Annotated in this window: 22 protein-coding genes; 10 read left to right on the top strand and 12 right to left on the bottom strand. The window is 70.5% G+C overall.

The genetic code is table 11. From position 1 onward, the window contains the following. Positions 1-11 precede the first annotated feature (11 nt). A complete protein-coding gene (locus JQX11_RS25515) occupies positions 12-1,853 on the bottom strand; it encodes a phosphoenolpyruvate carboxykinase (GTP) (RefSeq protein WP_204927480.1) in 1,842 nt (613 codons plus the stop codon). Between the two features lie 358 nt (positions 1,854-2,211). On the opposite strand from JQX11_RS25515, the gene JQX11_RS25510 reads away from it, so the two are divergent. Together JQX11_RS25510 and JQX11_RS25505 are read left to right on the top strand one after the other, a co-directional pair. After that, the gene (locus tag JQX11_RS25510; RefSeq protein ID WP_232378585.1) at positions 2,212-2,748 is read left to right on the top strand and encodes a GtrA family protein; all 537 of its coding nucleotides are present in this window, start codon (positions 2,212-2,214) and stop codon (positions 2,746-2,748) included. Positions 2,749-2,810: 62 nt separating this feature from the next. Then, positions 2,811-3,536 (top strand): GtrA family protein, encoded by a 726-nt coding sequence (locus JQX11_RS25505; protein WP_204927478.1) that lies wholly within the window; start codon positions 2,811-2,813, stop codon positions 3,534-3,536. Between the two features lie 38 nt (positions 3,537-3,574). On the opposite strand, the gene JQX11_RS25500 is transcribed toward JQX11_RS25505, so the two are convergent. Continuing rightward, a complete protein-coding gene (locus tag JQX11_RS25500; RefSeq protein ID WP_204927477.1) occupies positions 3,575-4,147 on the bottom strand; it encodes a PH domain-containing protein in 573 nt (190 codons plus the stop codon). A 116-nt stretch (positions 4,148-4,263) separates the two neighbouring features. Beyond that, positions 4,264-5,139, bottom strand: a complete 876-nt coding sequence (locus JQX11_RS25495) for a biotin--[acetyl-CoA-carboxylase] ligase (RefSeq protein ID WP_204927476.1) — start codon at positions 5,137-5,139, stop codon at positions 4,264-4,266. A 110-nt stretch (positions 5,140-5,249) separates the two neighbouring features. Here JQX11_RS25495 and JQX11_RS25490 point away from each other — a divergent pair, with 110 nt between their 5' ends. Next, positions 5,250-6,830, top strand: a complete 1,581-nt coding sequence (locus tag JQX11_RS25490) for an acyl-CoA carboxylase subunit beta (protein WP_204927475.1) — start codon at positions 5,250-5,252, stop codon at positions 6,828-6,830. A 35-nt stretch (positions 6,831-6,865) separates the two neighbouring features. On the opposite strand, the gene JQX11_RS25485 is transcribed toward JQX11_RS25490, so the two are convergent. The 4 genes from JQX11_RS25485 to JQX11_RS25470 all read right to left on the bottom strand — a co-directional run bounded on the left by JQX11_RS25485 (position 6,866) and on the right by JQX11_RS25470 (position 10,195). Then, entirely contained in the window at positions 6,866-7,768 is a 903-nt protein-coding gene (locus tag JQX11_RS25485) for a hypothetical protein (protein WP_204927474.1), read from the bottom strand. Continuing rightward, positions 7,765-8,262 (bottom strand): SigE family RNA polymerase sigma factor, encoded by a 498-nt coding sequence (locus JQX11_RS25480; RefSeq protein WP_204927473.1) that lies wholly within the window; start codon positions 8,260-8,262, stop codon positions 7,765-7,767. The genes JQX11_RS25485 and JQX11_RS25480 overlap by 4 nt, the downstream gene beginning before the upstream one ends. A gap of 72 nt (positions 8,263-8,334) precedes the next feature. Further along, positions 8,335-9,327, bottom strand: a complete 993-nt coding sequence (locus JQX11_RS25475; RefSeq protein WP_204927472.1) for a ketopantoate reductase family protein — start codon at positions 9,325-9,327, stop codon at positions 8,335-8,337. Between the two features lie 124 nt (positions 9,328-9,451). After that, positions 9,452-10,195, bottom strand: a complete 744-nt coding sequence (locus JQX11_RS25470) for a M50 family metallopeptidase (protein WP_204927471.1) — start codon at positions 10,193-10,195, stop codon at positions 9,452-9,454. Positions 10,196-10,295: 100 nt separating this feature from the next. Between JQX11_RS25470 and JQX11_RS25465 the strand changes: the two genes are divergently transcribed. Next, positions 10,296-10,841, top strand: coding sequence for a Uma2 family endonuclease (locus JQX11_RS25465; protein ID WP_307826353.1), 546 nt, complete (start codon positions 10,296-10,298; stop codon positions 10,839-10,841). A 163-nt stretch (positions 10,842-11,004) separates the two neighbouring features. Beyond that, on the top strand, positions 11,005-11,757 hold the full coding sequence (locus JQX11_RS25460) for a GH25 family lysozyme (RefSeq protein WP_204927470.1): 753 nt from the start codon (positions 11,005-11,007) through the stop codon (positions 11,755-11,757). A gap of 99 nt (positions 11,758-11,856) precedes the next feature. Here JQX11_RS25460 and JQX11_RS25455 read toward each other — a convergent pair whose 3' ends face one another. Both JQX11_RS25455 and JQX11_RS25450 read right to left on the bottom strand, forming a co-directional pair. Next, on the bottom strand, positions 11,857-12,090 hold the full coding sequence (locus tag JQX11_RS25455; RefSeq protein WP_204927469.1) for a hypothetical protein: 234 nt from the start codon (positions 12,088-12,090) through the stop codon (positions 11,857-11,859). A gap of 92 nt (positions 12,091-12,182) precedes the next feature. Next, a complete protein-coding gene (locus tag JQX11_RS25450) occupies positions 12,183-14,270 on the bottom strand; it encodes a serine/threonine-protein kinase (RefSeq protein ID WP_204927468.1) in 2,088 nt (695 codons plus the stop codon). A gap of 91 nt (positions 14,271-14,361) precedes the next feature. Between JQX11_RS25450 and JQX11_RS25445 the strand changes: the two genes are divergently transcribed. From JQX11_RS25445 to JQX11_RS25425, 5 genes are all read left to right on the top strand, one after another. Next, the gene (locus JQX11_RS25445; protein ID WP_204927467.1) at positions 14,362-14,574 is read left to right on the top strand and encodes an acyl-CoA carboxylase epsilon subunit; all 213 of its coding nucleotides are present in this window, start codon (positions 14,362-14,364) and stop codon (positions 14,572-14,574) included. Between the two features lie 126 nt (positions 14,575-14,700). Beyond that, on the top strand, positions 14,701-15,171 hold the full coding sequence (locus JQX11_RS25440) for a hypothetical protein (protein WP_204927466.1): 471 nt from the start codon (positions 14,701-14,703) through the stop codon (positions 15,169-15,171). Positions 15,172-16,534: 1,363 nt separating this feature from the next. Then, positions 16,535-17,692, top strand: coding sequence for a S8 family serine peptidase (locus JQX11_RS25435; protein ID WP_307826352.1), 1,158 nt, complete (start codon positions 16,535-16,537; stop codon positions 17,690-17,692). Between the two features lie 10 nt (positions 17,693-17,702). Then, entirely contained in the window at positions 17,703-18,359 is a 657-nt protein-coding gene (locus JQX11_RS25430) for a Maf family protein (RefSeq protein WP_204927465.1), read from the top strand. 9 nt (positions 18,360-18,368) lie between these two features. After that, positions 18,369-19,022 (top strand): O-methyltransferase, encoded by a 654-nt coding sequence (locus tag JQX11_RS25425; RefSeq protein WP_204927464.1) that lies wholly within the window; start codon positions 18,369-18,371, stop codon positions 19,020-19,022. A 169-nt stretch (positions 19,023-19,191) separates the two neighbouring features. Here the strand turns inward: JQX11_RS25425 and JQX11_RS25420 are convergent, their stop codons facing one another. From JQX11_RS25420 to JQX11_RS25410, 3 genes are all read right to left on the bottom strand, one after another. Further along, positions 19,192-19,947: an ABC transporter permease gene (locus tag JQX11_RS25420; RefSeq protein ID WP_145917889.1), complete on the bottom strand. Its 756-nt coding sequence runs from the start codon at positions 19,945-19,947 to the stop codon at positions 19,192-19,194. Between the two features lie 17 nt (positions 19,948-19,964). Then, positions 19,965-20,924, bottom strand: coding sequence for an ATP-binding cassette domain-containing protein (locus JQX11_RS25415; RefSeq protein ID WP_204927463.1), 960 nt, complete (start codon positions 20,922-20,924; stop codon positions 19,965-19,967). Positions 20,925-21,041: 117 nt separating this feature from the next. Further along, the gene (locus tag JQX11_RS25410; protein WP_307826351.1) at positions 21,042-21,704 is read right to left on the bottom strand and encodes a PadR family transcriptional regulator; all 663 of its coding nucleotides are present in this window, start codon (positions 21,702-21,704) and stop codon (positions 21,042-21,044) included. Positions 21,705-21,758 lie beyond the last annotated feature (54 nt).

The raw sequence follows: 21,758 nt of genomic DNA, 5'->3' as shown, positions 1-21,758 counted from the left end.
CGGCACACCTGTTACCGGGGCTGCTCCGCGTCGAGTCGGGCGCGCAGCGCGTCCAGCTCCGACCAGAGGACGGCCGGCAGCTTGTCACCGAACTTCTCGAACCACTCGGTGACCAGCGGCAGCTCGTTACGCCACTCCTGCGGGTCGACCTTGAGGGCGATCCGGACGTCCTCCGGGGTCATGTCGAGCCCGTCGACGTCCAGCGCGTCGGCGGTGGGGACCATACCGATCGGGGTCTCGACCGCGTCGGCGCTGCCCTCGATCCGCTCGACGACCCACTTGAGCACCCGCGAGTTCTCACCGAAGCCGGGCCAGAGGAAGTTGCCCTCGGCGTCCTTGCGGAACCAGTTCACGTAGTAGATCTTGGGCAGCTTGGCGGCGTCGCCGTCGACACCCTTGCCCATCTCGATCCAGTGGTTGAAGTAGTCGCCGGCGTGGTAGCCGATGAACGGCAGCATCGCCATCGGGTCGCGGCGCACCACGCCGACCGCACCGGACGCGGCGGCGGTGGTCTCCGAGGACAGCGTCGCCCCCAGGTACACCCCGTGCACCCAGTCGCGGGCCTCGGTGACCAGCGGGATGGTGTCCCGGCGGCGGCCGCCGAACAGGATCGCGTCGATCGGCACGCCGTTCGGGTCGAAGTAGTCGTCGGCCAGGATCGGGCACTGGGTGATCGGGGTGCAGAACCGGCTGTTCGCGTGGGAGGAGAGGTTCTCGCTCTCCGGCGTCCAGTCGTTGCCCTTCCAGTCGATCAGGTGGGCCGGCGGCTCGCCCATGCCCTCCCACCAGATGTCGCCGTCGTCGGTGAGGGCGACGTTGGTGAAGATCGAGTTGCCCCGGTCCAGCGTCCGCATCGCGTTGGCGTTGGTCTTCCAGTCGGTGCCCGGGGCGACGCCGAACAGGCCGTACTCCGGGTTGACCGCGTAGAGGCGGCCGTCAGGGCCGAACCGCATCCAGGCGATGTCGTCGCCGATGGTCTCGACCTTCCAGCCGGGGATGGTCGGCTCCAGCATCGCCAGGTTGGTCTTGCCGCAGGCGGACGGGAACGCGCCCGCCACGTGGTAGACCTTCCCCTCCGGAGAGGTGATCTTCAGGATCAGCATGTGCTCGGCGAGCCAGCCCTCGTCGCGCCCCATCACGCTGGCGATCCGCAGCGAGTAGCACTTCTTGCCGAGCAGCGAGTTGCCGCCGTACCCGGAGCCGAAGGACCAGATCTCCCGGGTCTCCGGGAAGTGCGAGATGTACTTCGTCTCGTTGCACGGCCAGGCGACGTCGGACTGGCCGGGGGCGAGCGGGGCGCCGATGGAGTGCAGTGCGTGCACGAAGTCGGCGTCGTCGCCCATCGCGTCGAGCACACTGGCGCCCATCCGGGTCATGATCCGCATCGAGGCGACCACGTACGGGCTGTCGGTGATCTCGACGCCGAACATCGGGTTCTCGGCCTCGACCGGGCCCATGCAGAAGGGGATGACGTACATCGTCCGGCCGCGCATCGCACCCCGGTACAGCTCGGTCATCGTCCGCTTCATCTCGGCCGGCGCCATCCAGTTGTTGGTGGGGCCGGCGTCCGCCTCGTCCACGGAACAGATGAAGGTGCGTTCCTCCACCCGGGCGACGTCCGTGGGATCGGTGCGGGCGTAGAAGGAGTTCGGCTTCTTTTCCGGGTTCAACCGGACGAGGGTGCCGTTGTCGACGAGTTCGTCGGTGAGACGCCGCCACTCCTCGTCGGACCCGTCCACCCAGACCACCCGGTCGGGGGTGGTGAGTTCCGCGATCTCCCGGACCCAGGCGAGCAGCTTGGGGTGGGTCGTGGGGGCCTGATCGATCCCCCGCACAGTAGCCGGAGCAACCATGACTCATCTCCTTGTGGTCGACGCTGACCGATTTATGGGATGCACGAGTCTCGGCGGACGCGGGCCGCGTCGCCTTCGTGGAAACCTGGGATTGGCCTCAGCGTAAACCGGGCGGACCCGCGAGTCAGTGGGACTGGTTGTGAAGAACTGCACAAGGTGCGGCCCGGCTGCGGTAACACGAGCTGATACCCGCTTTCACGCGCACTTTCACGCAAATCCTTCGACGAACTGTCGACGGACGCGGGAACGCCCCGCGGACGGTGGGGGACCCGGGTCGACCCACGGCGCGGCGGCGGCTCGCCGGTGGCGCCCCGTCCGCGACGCCGGTTACCGGTACGCTCGCGAGGTGGCCGCGACGATGACCGGGGACCAGCCGGGTGCCCCGCAGACCCGCCCGGGTCTGGTTCGTACGCTGCTGGACAGGTTCGGCCACCTGCTGCGTGAGTTGAGCAAGTTCGCCACCGTGGGCGGGGTGGCCTTCCTGGTCGACTTCGCGCTGTTCAACTACCTCACGCTGGGGCGCGGCGTCGAGCCGGTGACCGCGCGGGTCGTCTCCACGGTGATCGCGGCGACCGTCGCCTTCGTGGGTAACCGGTTCTGGACCTGGCGGCACCGGGTCCGCTCCAATCCGGCCCGCGAGTACGCGCTGTTCTTCTTCTTCAACGCGGTCGGCCTGGGCATCGCGGTGGCCTGCCTGGCGGGCAGCAGGTACGGGCTGGGCAGCATCTGGCCCGGCGTGTTCCGCACCCCGCTGGCCGACAACATCGCCAGCTACGTGGTGGGCACCGCCCTCGGCACGCTGTTCCGGTTCTGGTCGTACCGACGGTTCGTCTTCGTCGAAGCGGGAACTCCCGCCGTCACGGAGGCGACCAGCGACCCGTCGTCCGGGTCGTGACCGGTCGCCCATCCCGTCCAGCCGGAGTTCCCGGCACCGTCCTCAGCCCTAAGGTGTTGCGCATGCGTCTTGTCCGTCTGCTGCCCGAGCGCTGGCAGAAGTTCATCCGCGAGGCGCTCAAATTCGGCATCGTCGGGGGCGTCAACACCGTCATCAATTACGCGGTGTTCAATGCTCTGGCACTCACCGTTTTTGTCGACGGTCAACTGAAGGCGACGGTCATCGCCACCATCGTGGCGACGATCACGTCGTATCTGATGAATCGTCACTGGACGTACCGGGATCGACCGAAAGCGGCACTCCAGCGCGAATACGCCCTGTTTTTCCTGTTCAACGGTGCCGGTCTGATCATCGAACTCGGCGTCCTCGCCGCCGCCAAGTACGGCCTCGGGTTCAACAGCCTGCTCGCGCTCAACGTGGCCAAGACCGGCGGCGTGCTGCTCGCCACCCTGTTCCGGTTCTGGTCCTACCGGACCTTCGTCTTCCAGCCGGTCCCCAAGCACGCCGAGGAGACCTGGCACTCCATCAAGCGCGACGAGTGGGACACGATGGCCGAGCTGGACCCGGTCGCCGAGCTGGCCGAATCGGTCAGCGAGCTGGAAGAGGCCCAGAGCCGGGCCGAGGACCACACCACCCCGGCCACCGGGACGCCGGCCCCGACCGCCGAACCGGTGTTCAAGCAGGGCCGGGGCGGCACCCTCGGCCCCGCCACCGCCGGCGGTGACCTGGGGGCGGAACTGGCCGCCGAGCTGCACGCCGGCACCACCCCCCGCACGCCGCGCCCCTGACCGGCCCCGGGGAGACCCGGGGCCGGCGGGCCGCAGGATCAGCCGGTGGTGTCCCGCAACGGCTTGCCCTCCCGCATGTCGGCCAGGATGTCGCGCATCTCCCCGTCGCCCAGCGTGTGCTTGTCGTGCTGCGCCTCCACCAGCTCGTAGAGGGTGGTCTGCACCCGGTCGACCCGGGGCACGTCGACGAGCACCGACTGCCCCCGCTCGCCTGCCGACTCGATGGTGAGCGTGCCGCAGCCCAGCAGCCGTTCGGTGAACCGCTGGGTCATCGAGTGGTCGTTGATCCGGGCCAGCGGCAGGTCCCGCCGGTGCCGGGAGAAGACACCCTCCTGGAGCAGCACCCGCTCGTTGGTGAACAGGTAGTGCGTGCTGCGCCAGACCAGGAACGGCCACAACCCCAGCCAGAGCACCGCGATCAGGAACAGACCGGCGAGCACGGCGAGCACGAGCGCGCCACCGTCGCCGTCGGGCAGCAGGAGCCAGCCCGCCACCACCGCCGCGACACCGAGGACCAGCACCAGGACCGGCCGCATCAGCGCCTTCCAGTGCGGGTGCAGGTGCAGGACGACGTGCTCGTCCTCGGTGAGCACGTCTTCGGGGAACGCCACGGGAACCTCCTCGGCGACAATCGGACGCGCTGACCGTAACCGGTCGGGGCGACCCACCGGATCAGCCGCGCGGCCCGCCGTGCACCCCGCGCACGAACCGACCGAAGGCCCGCCGGTCACCGCAGGTGCAGCACGTCCCCGGCCGCCAGCCGGCGCTGTCCGGCGGCGGTGTCGACGAGCAGGTGCCCGTCGGCGTCCACCCCGGTGGCGAGCCCGGTCAGGTCGGTGCCGTCGGGCAGCAGCACCCGCACCCGGCGGCCGACCGTGACGCAGGAGGCCAGGTACGCCGCGCGCAGGCCGCACGCGTCGGCGTCCCCGCCGGCCAGCCGCCACCTGTCGTACCAGTCGGCGAGGGCGCGCAGCAGCGCCCGCAGCAGCGGGTCCCGGTCGGTCGCGGTGGCACCGGCGAGTTGCAGCGAGGTCGCCGGCAGCCCGGTCGGGTTCTCCGGCAGCTCGTCGGCGCGCAGCGTCACGTTCAACCCGACTCCGAGCACGATCGCGGGGGGCTCCGCCGCACCAGCGGCCGGCACCGCCTCGGCCAGGATGCCGGCGCACTTGGCGTCTCCGATCAGCAGATCGTTGGGCCACTTCAGACCGGCGTCCAGTTCGGCCAGCCGGGAGACCGCCTCGACCAGCGCGACCCCGGCGAGCAGCGGCAGCCAGCCGTACCCGGTGGGGGCGGCCGGCGGCCAGTCGCGGTCGGCGACGGGCTCGCCCGGCCGCAGCAGCACGCTCGTCGCGAGACCCGCCCGGGGCGGCGACTGCCAGGCCCGGCCGCGTCGGCCCCGGCCCGCGGTCTGCCGCTCGGCGACCACGACCAGGCCCTCCGGCTCGCCGGCCCGCGCGGCGTCGGCCGCGTCGGCGTTGGTCGAGCCGGTCTCCGGCCGCAGATCCAGCCGACGCCAGGGGCCCGACGGCGCGGTCAGCGCCCGGGACAGCCGCGCCGCCGACAGCGGCGGTCGGTCCAGATCGGTGTACGGCGAACCCGGCATCCCGCCAGCCTACGGGCCCGGTCGACACGCGCGCCTGACCAGCCTCCGGCGGAAGCTACTGAGGCGTACTGCACAGCGGCGTCGGCCTGAACCATCGTTATATTCCCAGGGTGACTACCGAGACCGGGACCAACATCCACAGCACCGCGGGCAAGCTGGCGGACCTGGAGCGCCGGGTCGACGAGGCGGTGCACGCGGGAGCGCGCGGCGTCGAGAAGCAGCACGCGCGGGGCAAGAAGACCGCCCGGGAGCGGATCGACATGCTCCTGGACGAGGGCTCCTTCGTCGAGCTGGACGAGTTCGCCCGACACCGGTCCACCAACTTCGGGCTGGACCGCACCCGCCCGTACGGCGACGGGGTGGTCACCGGCTACGGCACCGTCGACGGCCGGCAGGTCTGCGTCTTCGCGCAGGACTTCACCGTCTTCGGCGGCTCCCTCGGCGAGGTCTTCGGGGAGAAGATCGTCAAGGTGATGGACCTGGCCATGAAGATCGGCTGCCCGGTGGTCGGGATCAACGACTCCGGCGGGGCACGCATCCAGGAGGGCGTCGTCTCGCTCGGCCTCTACGGCGAGATCTTCTTCCGCAACGTGCGGGCCAGCGGGGTCATCCCGCAGATCTCCCTGATCATGGGCCCGTGCGCGGGCGGCGCGGTCTACTCCCCGGCGGTCACCGACTTCACCGTGATGGTCGACCAGACCTCGCACATGTTCATCACCGGCCCGGACGTCATCAAGACGGTCACCGGCGAGGACGTGGCGATGGAGGAGCTGGGCGGCGCGCGTACCCACAACACGCGCAGCGGCAACGCGCACTACCTCGCCACCGACGAGGACGACGCGGTCGACTACGTCAAGGCGCTGCTGTCCTACCTGCCGTCGAACAACCTCGACGAGCCGGTGGTCCTCGACGCGCCGACCGACCTCGACGTCACCGACGCCGACCGGGAACTGGACACGCTGATCCCCGACTCGGCCAACCAGCCGTACGACATGCACCGGGTCATCGCGCACGTCCTCGACGACGGTGAGTTCCTGGAGGTGCAGCCGCTCTACGCGCAGAACATCGTGGTCGGCTACGGCCGGGTCGAGGGCCGTCCCGTCGGGGTGGTCGCCAACCAGCCGATGCACTTCGCCGGCACCCTGGACATCGCCGCCTCCGAGAAGGCAGCCCGGTTCGTGCGCACCTGCGACGCGTTCAACATCCCGGTGCTGACCTTCGTGGACGTTCCCGGCTTCCTGCCCGGCACCGGCCAGGAGTGGGACGGCATCATCCGCCGGGGCGCGAAACTCCTCTACGCGTACGCCGAGGCGACCGTCCCGAAGGTCACCGTGATCACCCGCAAGGCGTACGGCGGGGCGTACGACGTGATGGGCTCCAAGCACCTCGGGGCGGACCTCAACTTCGCCTGGCCGACGGCGCAGATCGCGGTGATGGGCGCGCAGGGCGCGGTGAACATCCTCTACCGGCAGGAGCTGGCTGCCGCCGAGGACCCGGCCGCCGTCCGCGCCGAGCGGATCGCCGAGTACGAGGACACCCTGGCCAACCCGTACGTCGCCGCCGAACGCGGGTACGTCGACGCGGTGATCCCGCCGCACGAGACCCGGACCCAGATCGTCCGGGCGCTGCGGGTGCTACGGACCAAGCGGGAGACGTTGCCGCCGAAGAAGCACGGCAACATCCCGCTGTAGCCGCCCGCCGCGCGGGATCGGGGCGTCCCCGCGCATCAGCAGGGGGTGTCGGCGGCCGGGCAGAGGCGTTTCGCGGCAGTTCCGCCCAGCGCGAGCAGGTCGGGCTGGCTCATCCCCGGCCCGGTGCCGTCGACCCGGTCGGCGACCGTGTCCGGGGCGGGCACCACCACGGTGACCAGGTCACCGACCCGGACCACCAGGGTGGTCTCGATGCTCGCCGCCGCGCCGACCGGTCGTCCGCCGGTCTGCGCCCGGGGTTGCGACGCGACGTGCCGCAGCAGCACCGACTGGTCACCGGCGAAGTCCCGCGCCGCCGGCTCCCAACGGTGTTCCTGTTCGGTGGCCACCGGCTGCTGGTCGGCGGCGAGGGTGGACGCGTTGAGGGTCCACTCGGCGCAGGCGTTGAGCAGCCGGTCGATCTCGCCGAACAGCCACCGCCCCCGGGGCAGGTCGATGCGGTAGACGTCCTGGCTGAGCACGGGCGTGGCCGGCCCGCCGGCCCGGGTCGTCGGGCGGAGCAGGGTCTGCGACCGGGAGGCGCGGGACACCGACAGTTGGGCGCTGACGTCGCGTTCCCGCCCACACGATTCGAGCAGCGGGTCGATCCGGACGGCCTCCCCCAGGCCGGTGTTACCGAGCCGCTCGCCGGTCTTGGTGGGCAGGTCGGCGGGGGTCAGCAGGGCGTCGAGAGGGATCTCCGTCCGAACCGGGGCGGGCCCGGGGGCCGCGACCGGGGCGGTGGGCGTCGCCGGCCCGGTGGGCCGCTCCCGTGCCGCCACGGCGGCACCGGCCAGCACGACGAGCACCGTCGCCGTCGACAGCACCGCCGTACGACGGCTGCGGCGGCGGGCGCGGGCCCGCAGCTCCGCCGGCTCGGGCCAGCGGACCTCGCGCAGGTCCCGGTGCAGCCGGTCGACGAAGGTCAGCTCCTCACTCATCGGACCTCCTCCAGATCGCCACCGGCGAGCAGCCCGGCGAGCGCGGTACGCCCCCGGGAGAGCCGGGCCTTGACCGTGCCCACCGGGGCGGCGGTCTCCCGGGCCACCTCGGCCACGGGCATGCCGAGCAGGTAGTAGAGGGCGAGCGCGGTGCGCTGCTCCTCGGGTAGTTGCCGCAGGGCGGCGACCACCTCCAGGGTTTCGGTGCCGGGGCCGGGCACGCTCTCGGTCGTCACCCCGTGCCGCAGGTAGGCGCGGGCCCGGCTGCGCAGGCTGCGCCACCGGCTCACCGCGATCCGGGAGGCCACCACGCGTACCCAGGCTTCCGGGTCGTCGTAGCCGCTCACCGTCGACCAGCGTTGCCAGGCCCGGATGTACGCCTCCTGCACGGCGTCCTGCGCCTCGGCCAGGTTGCCGGTGAGCGCGTAGACGAAGCCGAGCAGCCGTTGCCGGCTGCCCCGGTAGAACTCGTCGAAGCCGTCGACGTCCGGCACCCTGGTTACCTCCCCCGTGGCGGTCAGAGGTGACACGCGTGCCGCGCCCCGGTGGGTTGCGTGCTCAGCCGGTCATTCTGCCCGCTCCAGCAGGTCGGTCAGCTCGGCGAGCGGGAAGGTGCCGGCGGGGCGGCGTTCCCGGGCCAGCCGCCGGACCGCCGTCTGCACGGCGGCGTTGGCCGGCGTGGGCACCCCGTACCGGCGGCCGAGCAGCACGATCTCGCCGTTGAGGTGGTCGACCTCGGTGGTGCCGGCCGCCCGGGTCAGGCTCTGCCAGGTGGAGCTGCCGCTGCGCGGTTGCCCGTCGACCGGCCGGGTGCCGACCCGGTCCCCGCGTTCGGCGCGTTCCTCCTCGTCGGAGGGGTGGGCGATGCCCGCGGCGGCGAGCACGGCGACCCCCTCGGCCCGGACCCGGTCGAGCAGCCAGTCCGGCAGGCCGGCGCCGAACAGGGCCTGCACCCCGTTGCCGAGGTTGTTGAGCAGCTTGCCGTACTTCCACCGCAGCACGTCGTCCCGGACGGGGGCGAGGAAACCGGCGGCGGTCAGGTCCGCCGCCACCGCCGCGTCGACCTCGTCGGCACCGCCCGGGTAGCGGCCCACGTGCAACATCCCCGGGTACGGGTGGCCGCTGGCGATCACCACGCCCGGGTCGAGATGGGTGGCCGGCAGCCACACGCAGACCGGATGCACGTGCGCGAACAGCCGCAGCGCGGTGGGCTCGTTGGCCACCCCGTTCTGCGCGGTGAACAGGGGCAGCCGCTGTCCCGCCGTACCGCCGCCGGCGACCGGGGCGTCCGCCCAGGTGTCCAGGGCCGCCCAGGTGTGCTGCGACTTGACCGTCAGCACCAGCACGGTGTCGGCGGGCAGCGGCTCGGTCCCCGGCCCGTCGGTGGCCGGCCCCCGCCAGGTCACCGACCGTTCGGGGGTGCGCAGGGTGAGCCCGTCGCGTCGGATCGCCGCCAGGTGCGGCCCGCGCGCCACCAGCGTCACGTCCCGGCCGGCCTCCCCCAGCAGTACGCCGATGGTGCCGCCGACCGCGCCCGCTCCGATGATCAGGTATCGCATCCGACCGATTCTGCCCGCATCCGCCCAGGTGGGCGACCCGACGTCGGGGTGCCACCGGTCACCCGGCCCGCTCTCGGTCAGCGCGGAGTGGCCGCCCGGTCGAAGCGGGATGCCCGCACCGGGGTCAGAGCGGGATGCCCGCCTCGGCGAGCAACGGACCGGCGAGCAGGACCGCGCCGACGGCGAGGGCGAACAGGTTGACCAGCCCGAAGACGAACACCCAGAGCAGCGCCGGGAAGGGCGTCAGGTGGGCCAACTGGTCCGCGTCGGATTCGGGCATCCGGCCCCGGCTGCGCAGCCGTTGCAGCTCGAAGACCGGCCGGACGCCGCCGAACAGCAGGAACCAGACCGAGGTCCAGGCGAACACGGCCTGCACCTGCGCGGTGGCGTACCAGGAGACGACGAGCACCACCCCGCCGGTGACCAGCAGGGACAGCGCCCCGAACACGTTGCGGACGAGCAGCAGCATGGCGAGCAGCAGCGCGACCGCGACCCAGAGCAGCAGGGTGATCCGGTTGCCGCCGAGCAGCCAGGCACCGCCCAGGCCGACCAGCGACGGCGCGACGTACCCGGCGAGCAGGGTGAGGATCATGCCGGGGCCGGTGGGGCGGCCGGCGCTGAGGGTGAGGCCGGAGGTGTCCGAGTGCAGCCGGATGCCGTGCAGCCGCCGTCCGGTGAGCAGCGCCGCCAGGGCGTGACCGCCCTCGTGGGCGATGGTCACCGCGTTGCGGGCGACCCGCCAGGACGACCGGACCGCGACGACCACCAGCGCGGCCACGGCGGTGAGCACCACCAGCAGGGGCGGCGGGTCGGGTTGGGCGCTGAACAGCCGGTCCCAGAGGTCGCCCAGCCCGTCGATCGACACCATGGCCGGGGAGCCTACCCGGCCGGTTCGTGTCGCTCGACGGTCGTCGCCTCGTATCGTGTGAGGCTGACCGGGCGGCGAGCGGAGCGGGAGGTGAGGGTCGGTGAGCGCGACTCCCCTGGAACACCACGTCGGCCTCTGGACCGAGGCCGACTACCTCGCCATGGGCGACACCCCGAACCGGATCGAACTGCTCGACGGGAGCCTGATCGTGAGCCCTGCCCCGAGCAAGCGGCACCAGCGGGTGTCCCGCCTGCTGGCCAACAGCGTCGAGGCCGCGGCAGGTCGGCTGTTGGTGTTCGAGGCGGTGAACCTCCGGCTCGGGGTGGACCGGATCGTCATTCCCGACGTGGTGGTCGCCGACACCGACGACGAGGGCACGGTGGTCGAGGCCGGTGAGGTGGCGCTGGTCTGCGAGATCGTCTCCCCGGGCAACGCCGCCGCCGACCGGCTGGTCAAGATGCAGCTCTACGCGCTCGCCGGCATCCCGTGGTACCTGCTGGTCGAGCAGGACGGTGACGCCCACTCGTTGCGGCTCCACCGGCTCGACGGCAGGCACTACGTGGAGGACCAGGTGGCGAAGGCCGGCGAGACGCTGACCCTGGCCGAACCGTTCCGGTGGCAGCTCGACCCGGCCACGCTGCGCTGAGCCGGCCCGCCGTCTGATACCACCTCCGACCTGCCCTGACCGGTCCGGATCACCGGACATCGACTCGACCCTTGTCGATGAAAGTTTCCTTAGGGCCCCTTGCGATCAAGGGCAGGAATCTCCAAAGATTGGCGTCAATCGATTGGCGTCCCTGGAGGAATCCATGACCCGTACCAGATTGTCGTTGCGCCGGCTGTTCGCCGCCGGTCTCACCGTGGCCGCCACCGCGGCCGCGGCCCTCGTCGTCACGGCCGGACCCGCGGCCGCCGCCACCACCGCCGGCGTCGACGTCTCCCACTACCAGGGCTCCATCAACTGGACCAGTGTCCGCAACGCCGGAATCGAGTTCGCCTTCATCAAGGCCACCGAGGGTACGAGCTACAAGGACCCGAACTTCAACGCCAACTACGTCAACGCCTACAACGCCGGGGTGATCCGGGGCGCCTACCACTTCGCCCGACCGAACATCTCCTCCGGGGCCGCCCAGGCCGGCTACCTCGCCAGCAACGGCGGGGCCTGGTCGGCGGACAGCCGCACCCTGCCGGCCGCGCTCGACGTCGAGGCCAACCCGTACAGCGGCGGCACCTGCTACGGGCTGTCCACCACCGGGATGCGCAACTGGATCCAGGACTTCCTCAACACCTACCGCTCCCGCACCGGCCGGTACGCGGTCATCTACACCACCACGAGCTGGTGGAACCAGTGCACCGGCAGCTGGACGGGCCCGTGGGGCAACCACCCGCTCTGGCTGGCCCGCTGGTCGAGCTCGCCGGGCACCCTGCCGGCCGGCGCCCCGGTCTGGAGCTTCTGGCAGTACACCAGCACCGGCAGCGTCCCCGGGATCAGTGGCGGCGTCGACCGCAACTACTGGAACGGCGACCGCTCCCGGCTGATCGCGCTGGCGAACAACACCTGATCGCCCCCGGACACGGCTCGGCGGCAGCGGGACCGGTCATCACCGTACGGTCGATGGCTGGTCCGGCTGCCGCCGTCGTAGGTCGTGGACCACGTCGGGTCAGGCACTCTTCCGGCTGGTCAACGGCATGGTCACGGCATCCGTGGCGGTGGGCATCGCGGTCCGTCGGCTCAGCCGCCAGGCGGCGACCCCGGCGGCGGCGACCGTCACGACGGCGATCGACACGACCAGCACGGCCACGCCGGCGCTGAGCAGCAGCAGGACGACGTCGCCGAGGGCGACGAGCATCCACAGTGCCAGTCTCGGCCGGGCGTCCCTGCGTCGGTAACTCATCTCGCTACCTCCTTCCGTCGTCCCGGGTCAGATACCCCGGATGACGGAAAGTCATGCGAAACGATTTCACCCCCGGCGGGAATCCCCCGGGGTCAGTTCTTCCGGTCCGGGACGAACCGGCTGGTGATCAGGGCGAAGTTGGCCAGGTTGGCGTTCCAGTCCTTCGCCGCCACCTCCCAGCGGATCGCGTACCCCCGGTTGGTGGCGGTGACGAACCCCCGGTTGCGGACGTGGATACGGGTGTTGTCCCGGGTCTCCAACCAGTCCCAGTCGGCGCAGGTGCGGTAGCCGCCGCACGCCTTGATGTCGATGTACTCGTAGTTGTTGACGATGTTGCGGCGGTTCGGTTCCTGGCCCTTCCAGTCGACGACCGCGTCCTTCTTCGGACTGGACGTCCACTGGATGAGCAGTTCCCGAACCCCGTTCGGCTCGGTGATGACCACCGCGTCGGAACGGACGCTGCGCCGCCAACCCTTCGGCACCGGGACTTTGAACGTCGGCCCCTGGTACATCTCCCAACCCTCAGGCAACGCGTTCGGGTCGGTGGAAGGGGTGGGCGACGGCGTCGGGCTGGGCGCGGCGCTCGTCGGGGGCGGGGGTGCCGGAGCCGACGTGGGGGCGGCGGAGGACGCGGCGGCGCTCGTCGGGTCGGTGGCCTGCGGCGTGCCGTTCCCCGGGTCGTCGGAGCGGGTGAGCAGCGGGACGGCCAGCGCCAGGCCCACCAGCAGCACCGCGACCAGCGCGCCGATCAACAGGTTACGGCGCTTGTGGTCCGGCGGCGTCCCGTCGTACACCGGGACGGAGGCGACCCCGGCGGACCCGGCGGGCGGGCTTACCGGCGCGTCCAGCACGGCGGTGGGGTTGGCCGGCGCGGGCTGGTCGGCCCGGACCGGGGTGTCGATCTTGCTGGTCGGTGCGGCGTCCGCGTCGGCCGGTGCGACAGCCTCGCCGCTCGACGCAGCGTCCTCGCCGGTCGCAGGAGCATCGGCCGAATCTCCCGGGCCGGTCGACGCGGCGTCGGCTCCGGTCGGCGGGGTGACCTTCGTGGTGGGCCCGGCGTCCACCCCGGCCGGCACCGTCGCGGTGGCGTCCGTACCCACTGTCGACGCCCCGGTGACGACCGTCGGCTCCGCCGCGCCACCCGTCGTGGTGGCGCTGTCCGCCGCCGCCTTGGCGGCTGCCGCCTTCGCGGCGGCGGTGCCGGTGGCGGCTCCCGCAGCGGCGGCCAGGGACGACGAGGTCTTCGCACCGGTCCCGCCCTGCGCCGGTCGGGGCGCCGGCACCACCGGGGTACGCGGCTCACGCGGACCGTTCGGCCCCGGTCGGCGTACCCCGTCGAGCAGGGAGATGCCCCGGGCCCGCTTGCCGGCGGCGCGGCGCAGCATGCGCTCGGCGACCTCGGCGGTGATCCGCTCGGTCGGGTCCTTACGGAGCAGGCCGGTCAGCACCGGCTTCAACGGGCCGGCGTTCTTGGCCGGCGGCAGCGGCTCCGTGGCCAGCGCGGCCAGGGTGCCGATCGCCGACGGCCGGGCGTACGGCGACTTGCCCTCCACCGCCGCGTAGAGCGTCGCCCCCAACGACCAGAGGTCCGCCTCCGGCCCGGCGGTGCCGTCCCGGGCCCGCTCCGGCGCGATGTACGCCGGCGAGCCGAGCACCATGCCGGTACGGGTGACGTTCGGGTCGCCGGGGATGGTGGCCAGTCCGAAATCGGTCAGCACCACCCGGCCGTCGGTGCCGAGCAGCACGTTGCCCGGCTTGACGTCCCGGTGCATCACCCCGGCCTTGTGGGCGGACTTCAGCGCGCCCAGCACGCCCAGGCCGATCTCCACCGCGCGGGCCGGCGACACCGGACCGTCCTCGGCGAGGGTGTCCTGCAACGACTTCGACGCCACGTACTCCATGACGATCCACGGGTCGCCGTCGGTGCGCAGCACGTCGAAGATGCGGACCACGTTGACGTGGTTGAGCCGGGCGATCGCCCGCGCCTCACGCAACGACCGCTCCCGCATCTCGCGGCGCTCGTCGTCGGTCAGGCTCGGCGGCGGGACGAGTTCCTTGATGGCGACGTCCCGGTGCAGCACCTCGTCGCGGGCCTTCCAGACCCGGCCCATGCCGCCCTGACCGAGCGGCGAGAGCAGCCGGTACCGGTCAGCGACGAGTTGGGAAGGCACGTCAGACATCGGTGAGACGGTACCCGGCCCCACCAACGCGTACACCGCCGGCACGCCACTGTGCGACGTGGGTCTAGTTGTCGACGCGTACCCTGGCGTCATGTCTGCCGAAGAGCCGCTGTTCCGGGTCGTCAGGGGAGTCCCGACCGCCGAGGAACTGGCCGCGCTGGTGGGCGCGATCGCGCTCCGTTCCCGGCCGGCCGGTCCGCCCCCGCCGGCGGCGAGGTCCGCGTGGGCGCGCAGCGCCCGTCCGGCCGGCGCGGCCCCCGCGCCCGGTCACGGTGCCTGGCGCGCCTCCGGCCTGCCCCGCTGACGCTCTCCCCCGCTGCGCGGCCCGGGTACGCGCAGCCGCCCCACTGCGCGGGGCGGGGCTGCCGAGACCGACACCTTGCCACTAATCTCACTCTGGGAGATGGCGTCGTGACGGTCGGGAGGGCCAGTGATCCCAGAGGAGGGCCGCCCAGCTTCCGGGGTGGGTGACTACGGCGGCATCGAGGCCGACATCCGACAGATGAGGGAGTTCGCCGACCGGCTCCAGAACGAGGTCGACCGGAACTACACGCCGCACCTGCGGTACATCGCCGACGACATGACCGCCGCCGTGCCCAACCCGTGCGACGCCTTCATCGAGCTGGTGCACTTCCTCCAGGCGCACTGGGAGACCCAGCAGGCCACCTCCGACCTGGTGCACGGGCTCGCCGGCAACACCGGCCGGCTGGCCGCCGCAGCGCACCGGATCGCCACCGACTACCAGGGCTCCGACGCGTTCGCCGACGCCCGGGTGGCCGACGTCGAACGCGCCCTGCACAACCCGCGGATCGCCGCGTCCGCCCCGCTCACCGACCGTTCCTCGTGGACGGCCCCCGAACCCAACAGCCCCGAGAATCCGGGCCCGGTGGTGCTGCCGTGATCGAACGGGGCAGCGGCCGGACGTCCGGCCTCACCGACTGGCAACTGATGGACGTGCTCAGCATGTGGGCGTGTCTCCAGGACCAGGAGACGCCGGGACACTGGAAGCACGTCGCCGGCTGGCGCAAGGTCTGTGAACTCGCCCAGAACCACCTGCGGCAACTCCGGCAGTACCGCGCCGGCCTCGCCGAGGCCTGGCCACCGGCCACGAACGCCGCCGCCAGGACGTACCTCGGGGAACTCGACGAGCTGATCGGCAGGGTGCAGCGCACCCACGACACGGCGGCCGCCAACCACGACGCCCTCGCCGCCGTCGCCCGCGCCATCGACAGCACCAGGCCCGAACTCAAGCGGATACGCGACGACTACGCCGAAAAGCTCGCCCGCAAGCGCGGGTACGAAGCGACGTTGGCCGACCCCCGGGCGGCGGCGGGCAGTCGGGTGGTGGACCCGCCGGTGACCGACGCGGACCTCGAACGGCTCAACGTGCAGGCACGGGGATTGATGTTCGGGCTCAGCGGCGAACTCCAACAGGCCCAAGCCATGCTCCAAAAACCCCCACCTAGACCAAAACCAATCCCAGGGGTAGATCAGAGCAATCCTGACATATATGGATCTTATCCGGAACCTGCCATTCCACCGATTTTGCCAGTGCCCATTGCCCGCCAGGAGGGTCGGCTAGAAAAGACCAAAGCGGGCGTGCACGCGCGAATGGCATCGACCACAGGAATCCATCACACGGGCCCCATTCTGGGGAACGCAGGCACCGGAACTACCTTTCCCCCCTCGGCCGCACAAGGAACGCCCGGCACTACCCCACAAAATACCCCCGGGTCCCCCTTTCCGCCTCCCCCACCTTCCTTCCTAAGCAGCACCCCCCGAAGAGACGGCCACTCAAATCCATCATGGCACTCCAGCAGCACCCCCGCTCGTATGGAATTTGGCAGCCCTCACGGAGCCTCGCCACCCAATCCTCCTCACCCAAGACCTCCTGGAGGAATAATTGGAGGAGCGCCTGGAATTGGATCCGGGCAGCCAAGTGGCACAAACTCACCGCGTCGCATTAATCCCGTCGGCGGAGTGATCGGCGGCGGTGGGGCCGGGACGGGACCTACAGGCGCAGCGGGATCAAGGCCTCGCGGTGGACGCATCAATCACCTCAGCAACATGCATATTCCTCCAGTCGCTGGGCTTCAACCCCCTTCACCTAGGCACACGAGTCACGACAGCCCTTCCGACGACAGACAAGAACGTCGCTGGGACCCAGACCATCCATGGGAGATAGATGAAGGCGTGCCTCCCGTTGTCAACCCTCCCAAAGAGCAAGGCCCCATTGATCCCGGACCAGCCATCGGGTTCGAGCGGTGACAGCAAAAATCACCTATTCAATCTTCGCTGCAATTACGCTAATAGCGACACTCTCGCCGACGAGCACGCTTGAAATCGTAAACCAAGACAACTATCCCACCGCCAGGAAAATCCGCGAAGATCAGTGGCATCTTCGATACTTGGAAGTGGGCAAAGCGCATATGATTAGCCAGGGCTCAGGGGTCTTGATAGCAGTTCCAGACACAGGAGTTGACAAGCACCCCGACCTGCAGAATAATCTCCTCAAAGGAGTCGACCTTACAGTCGGCGGCGACAGCGGCGGCCTTCGCGACATCGACAGCCACGGCACCGGAATGGCGGGATTAATCGCAGCACACGGTCAAAAAACCGGGGGCGCACTGGGAATCGCCCCAAGATCGAATATATTACCAATCAGGATCAAGCCCAAAAACGATCTAGGCAGCACTGAAAAATTAGCCATTGGGATCGACTATGCCATATCAATGAAGGCGCAGGTAATCAGCATCTCAATGGCGGGAGAGCCTGATACTCGACTGCAAAAATCGATCAGCAGTGCCATTGATGCCGACATTGTTGTTGTAGCCGGGGCGGGAAATCAACCAAATCTACACAATGTCGGGTATCCAGCGGCATACCCGGGCGTCGTAGCGGTCGGAGGAGTAGGTCGCAATGGCGAGTTTGCACCGATTTCTGTGAGTGGGCCGGAGATTGATGTCGTCGCTCCGGCGGTGGACATTTACAGCACCAGCATCAACGGCAGGTACCGCAAGGGCACCGGGACGTCCGATGCCACCGCCATTGTGGCCGGGGCTGCGGCGTTGGTCCGGTCGAAGTATCCCTATCTCCCCGCCGCCGAGGTCGTCCACCGGCTCACCGCGACCGCTGTCGACAAGGGGCCGCCCGGCCGGGACGACGAGTACGGCTACGGCGTCATCGATCTGGTGGCCGCGCTCACCGCCGACGTACCCCCGCTGGGTTTCGAGGGTGCGACGGTGACCCCGCCGGGCGGCGCGACGAGTGCCGCCGCGCAGCCTGCCGGCGGTGACGGCGACGGCGGTGCCACCGTGCGGGGGTGGGTCACGCTGGGGGTGATCGCGGCGACCGGCGGTGGATTCCTGGTGTGGCGTCGGCGTCGACGTGCCGGCGACCCGCCGCCGAGAATCAGCCGGTAGCGTCGGCCCCGTGTCGAACTCCCTGCCGCTCCGTCTCGTGCTCGCCTCACAGAGCCCTGCCCGCCGCAAGTTGCTCCAGGCTGCCGGGATCGAACCCGACGTGCTGGTCAGTGGCGTCGACGAATCCCTGGTGGTCGCGGAACGGGCCGAGGATCTGTGTCTGGAGTTGGCCCGACGCAAGGCGCAGGCCGTCGCCGACCGGCTGCGTTCCACTCCGGACGCGCGGACGCTCGTGTTGGGTTGTGACTCGGTGCTCGCGTTCGACGGTGAGATCCTCGGCAAGCCGGCGGACGCGGCTGACGCGACCCGCCGGTGGGAGCGGATGCGTGGACGCAGTGGGGTGCTGCACACCGGCCACCATTTGGTCGAGGTGGGGAACGAATCGCAGGTCGGGGCGGTGGCCTCGACGGTCGTGCACTTCGCCGACGTCACCGATGCGGAGATCGCGGCGTACGTGGCCACGGGCGAGCCGTTGGCGGTGGCCGGCGCGTTCACCATCGACGGGTTGGGTGGGGCGTTCCTGACCGGGATCGAGGGTGATGCGGGCACGGTGGTCGGTTTGTCGTTGCCGCTGCTCCGTCGACTCCTGCACGATCTGGGGCTGAGCATCACGGACCTGTGGACGAAGGTCGCGCCGGGCGCCCAGGAGGTCGAGCCGCTCGGCTAACGTCCGGTCATGACCACGAAGCCGTTGCCGCTGACGCCGGAACTACAGGCCTACATCGTCGCCCATGGTTCCCCGCCGGACGACATCATCCGTGACCTGGCAGAGGAGACGCGGGCGGTGCTGCCGGCGCACGCCGAGATGCAGGTGGCGCCGGAGCAGGCGGCGTTCCTTACCTTCCTGACCCGGTTGCTGGGCGTCCGGCAGGCCGTCGAGGTGGGCACGTTCACCGGGCTGTCGTCGTTGGCGATCGCCCGGGGGCTGCCCGAGGACGGCCGGTTGACCTGCTTCGACATCTCGGAGGAGTTCACCGGCATCGCGCGGTCGTACTGGCAGCGGGCGGGGGTGGCCGACAAGATCGAGCTGCGGATCGGCCCGGCTGCCGAGACGCTGCGGGAGTTGCCGCACGAGCGTCACCTGGACTTCGCCTTCATCGACGCCGACAAGGTCGGCTATCCGGTCTACTGGGCGGAGCTGGTGCCCCGGATGCGGGCCGGCGGGGTGATCGCGGTCGACAACACGCTGCGCGCCGGCCGGGTGCTCGCCCCGCGCGACGAGGCCGACCGGGCGATCGCCGCCTTCAACGACGAGGTGCTTGCCGACGTACGCGTCGACGCGGTGCTGCTGCCCCTCGCCGACGGCGTCACCCTCGCCCGGGTGCGTTGATCGGCCGGTCGGGGGAGCCCGGCACGATCGACTCCCCTGGGCCGATGTTGCGGTGTCCACCTCGCACCGATACCGCTACATCGACGACATAAAGTCGATCACCTCCCCGGGGCGGGGCGCCGGTCCGACGCGACGGGCGCGTGACCGGGCCCCGCCCGGGGTGGGATCGTCAGCGGACGCTGCGGGCGAACTGGCGGGCCGCCCAGAAGACGCCGGCGGCGGCGAGCACCGCGATGATGGCCAGCCCCTGCCACACCTTGTCGTTGGCGAGGTCACCGGCGAACAGCGCCCGGGTGCCGTCGACCGCCCAGGAGAACGGGTTCCACTCGGCGACCCCCTGCAGCCAGCCGGGGGCGAAGGTGAGCGGCAGCAGGATGCCGGAGAGCAGCAGCACCGGCTGGGCCACGGTGTTCATCAACGGGGCGAGCGCGTCCTCGCTCTTGACCTTGAGCGCGACGCCGTACGAGACGGCCGAGGTCATCAGCGCGATCAGGGCCAGCATCAGGTATGCCAGCAGCAGGTCCCCGATGAAGACCCGCAGGTCGAACAGGAGCGCCAGCAGGGTGATGATGACCGCCTGCACGATCAGCGAGACGACGTCGCGCAGGGAGCGGCCGAGCAGCAGGGCGAGCCGGCTGATCGGGGTGACCCGGGACCGCTCGATGACCCCGGCGCGCAGCTCGGCGATCAGGCCGAAGCCCTGGAACAGCCCGCCGAAGATGGCGAGCAGCACCAGCAGGCCGGGTACGAAGATCTTGTACGCGGCGGCCTGGGTGGGCGCGTTCAGTGCCGGCTTGAGCAGCGGGGCGAAGAGCAGCAGGTACATCACCGGCTGGAAGACGCCGACGAAGACCCAGACCGGGTTGCGCAGCAGCAGTTGAAGTTGGCGTTGGAAGATCAGCCAGGTGTCGCGGGCGAATTTCATCCGTGGTCTCCGGTGTCTCAGGACTCGCGCAGCGAGCGGCCGGTCTTGGTGAGGAAGACGTCGTCGAGGCTGGGGCGGTGCAGCTCGATGGAGCTCATGACCAGCCCGGCGTGGTCGAGCCGGCGCAGGACCTGCGGGATGGCGGTGGCGCCCTCGTCGACGTAGAGGCGCAGCCCGCCCTCGTCGACGGTCTCCAGCTTGTTGAGGTATTCCTCGCTGTCGAGGAGTTGGGCGGCCTGCGGGGTGCTCGCCACGTCCAGGCCGACCAGCACCACGTCGCCGGAGATCTCCCGCTTCAGCTCGGCCGGGGTGCCCTCGGCGACCACCTCGCCGTGGTCCATGATCGCGATTCGGTCGCAGAGCGCGTCGGCCTCGTCGAGGTAGTGCGTGGTGATGAAGACGGTCATCCCCTCGGTACGCAGCCGACGGATCTCGTCCCACATGTGCGCGCGGCTCTGCGGGTCGAGGCCGGTGGTCGGCTCGTCGAGAAAGACGATCTTCGGCTCGTGGATGATGCCGAGGGCGATCTCCACCCGTCGCCGCTGGCCGCCCGAGTAGGTCTTGCACTTGCGGTCCGCGTACTCGGTGAGCTGGAAGGCTTCCAGGGCGCGGACCGCGCGGCGGTGCGCGTCGGCCTTGCCGATGCCGTACATCCGGGCGTGCAGGACGAGCTCCTCGCGGGCGGTGCTCTCGTCCCAGGTGCTGCCGCCCTGGGCGACGTAGCCGATCCGGCGGCGTACCTCGGCCGGGTCCTTGCGCAGGTCGGCGCCGGCGATGGTGGCCTCACCGCCGTCCGGCTCGATCAGCGTGGCGAGCATCCGCAGGGTGGTGGTCTTGCCGGCGCCGTTGGGGCCGAGGAAGCCGAAGATCTCTCCCGCCGGGACCTGGAGGTTCACCCCCCGGACGGCGTCGACCGTTTTCGTCTCCCGACCCTGCCGGGAGCGGAACGACTTCCGCAGCCCTCTGGTCTCGATCATCTTTACTCCTGGTCGTCCGGGCCGGGTGGTGCCGGCCGTCGTCTGCCCCCGTGACGCCATGCGGCGCGCTCCCGCCAACGGGCCGGAAAGCAGGCTAACGCGATATAGCTTTTCTAGTCAACGTTGATTATTGCTTTTCTCGCCGAGCGGAGGAGCGCCGTCGGTCGCGCCGCGCGGTGGAGCGCCGTCGGTCCAGCCGGGCCAGACCTCCGTCCCCGTCAGCCCAGCAGGCAGGTACGACACCCCCGAGTCGATCCGCTCGGCGATCCGCCCGCACCACGCCATCTCCGCCTCGGCCCGGGCCAACCACAGCTCGAACATCCAGGTCACGTGCACCGGTCTGCTGTTGCGCACCCAGTCGGAGTCCAACGAGGCACGCATCGACTCGACACCGGCACGCAGCAGATTCGCCCGGTTGCGCAGCGCCGCCGCCGCCTCCTCGCGGGGCATCGCCGGCAGGAACGAGAAGGCCGACGCGAACGGGTCCGGCACCTCGTGCAACTGCCACCACTGCGCCCGCAGCAACGTCTCGAACTCCTCGTCCCCCTTGGGCGTCACCTCGTACGTGGTGCGCGCCGGACGGGCACCGACCTGCTCGGTGGCGACCGTCCGCAACAGGTCCTCCTCGGTCAGCTTGCGCAACGCGTGGTAGATCGAGCCGGGCTGCACGTTCGCCCACTTGTCGGCACCCCAGCTCAACAGCTCGCGGCGCACGTCGTAGCCGTGCACGGGCTGCATCCACCGGACCAGCCCCAGGATCATCAACCGAGTCGCAGACACCACACAAGCGTAATAACCAAGTTTGACTAGTCGAGCACCCCACAGTGCGACATC

The sequence above is a fragment of the Micromonospora humida genome (assembly GCF_016901255.1).
Lineage (GTDB): Bacteria > Actinomycetota > Actinomycetes > Mycobacteriales > Micromonosporaceae > Micromonospora > Micromonospora wenchangensis.
This window is presented reverse-complemented; position numbering and strand designations above follow the sequence as displayed.

Bases quoted from the DNA above. Each gene is read 5' to 3' on its own strand.
- JQX11_RS25515 (WP_204927480.1), bottom strand. From the start codon at position 1,853: ATGGTTGCTCCGGCTACTGTGCGGGGGATCGATCAGGCCCCCACGACC.
- JQX11_RS25510 (WP_232378585.1), top strand. From the start codon at position 2,212: ATGACCGGGGACCAGCCGGGTGCCCCGCAGACCCGCCCGGGTCTGGTT.
- JQX11_RS25505 (WP_204927478.1), top strand. From the start codon at position 2,811: ATGCGTCTTGTCCGTCTGCTGCCCGAGCGCTGGCAGAAGTTCATCCGC.
- JQX11_RS25495 (WP_204927476.1), bottom strand. From the start codon at position 5,139: ATGCCGGGTTCGCCGTACACCGATCTGGACCGACCGCCGCTGTCGGCG.
- JQX11_RS25485 (WP_204927474.1), bottom strand. From the start codon at position 7,768: ATGAGTGAGGAGCTGACCTTCGTCGACCGGCTGCACCGGGACCTGCGC.
- JQX11_RS25475 (WP_204927472.1), bottom strand. From the start codon at position 9,327: ATGCGATACCTGATCATCGGAGCGGGCGCGGTCGGCGGCACCATCGGC.
- JQX11_RS25470 (WP_204927471.1), bottom strand. From the start codon at position 10,195: ATGGTGTCGATCGACGGGCTGGGCGACCTCTGGGACCGGCTGTTCAGC.
- JQX11_RS25460 (WP_204927470.1), top strand. From the start codon at position 11,005: ATGACCCGTACCAGATTGTCGTTGCGCCGGCTGTTCGCCGCCGGTCTC.
- JQX11_RS25455 (WP_204927469.1), bottom strand. From the start codon at position 12,090: ATGAGTTACCGACGCAGGGACGCCCGGCCGAGACTGGCACTGTGGATG.
- JQX11_RS25450 (WP_204927468.1), bottom strand. From the start codon at position 14,270: ATGTCTGACGTGCCTTCCCAACTCGTCGCTGACCGGTACCGGCTGCTC.
- JQX11_RS25445 (WP_204927467.1), top strand. From the start codon at position 14,362: ATGTCTGCCGAAGAGCCGCTGTTCCGGGTCGTCAGGGGAGTCCCGACC.
- JQX11_RS25425 (WP_204927464.1), top strand. From the start codon at position 18,369: ATGACCACGAAGCCGTTGCCGCTGACGCCGGAACTACAGGCCTACATC.
- JQX11_RS25420 (WP_145917889.1), bottom strand. From the start codon at position 19,947: ATGAAATTCGCCCGCGACACCTGGCTGATCTTCCAACGCCAACTTCAA.
- JQX11_RS25415 (WP_204927463.1), bottom strand. From the start codon at position 20,924: ATGATCGAGACCAGAGGGCTGCGGAAGTCGTTCCGCTCCCGGCAGGGT.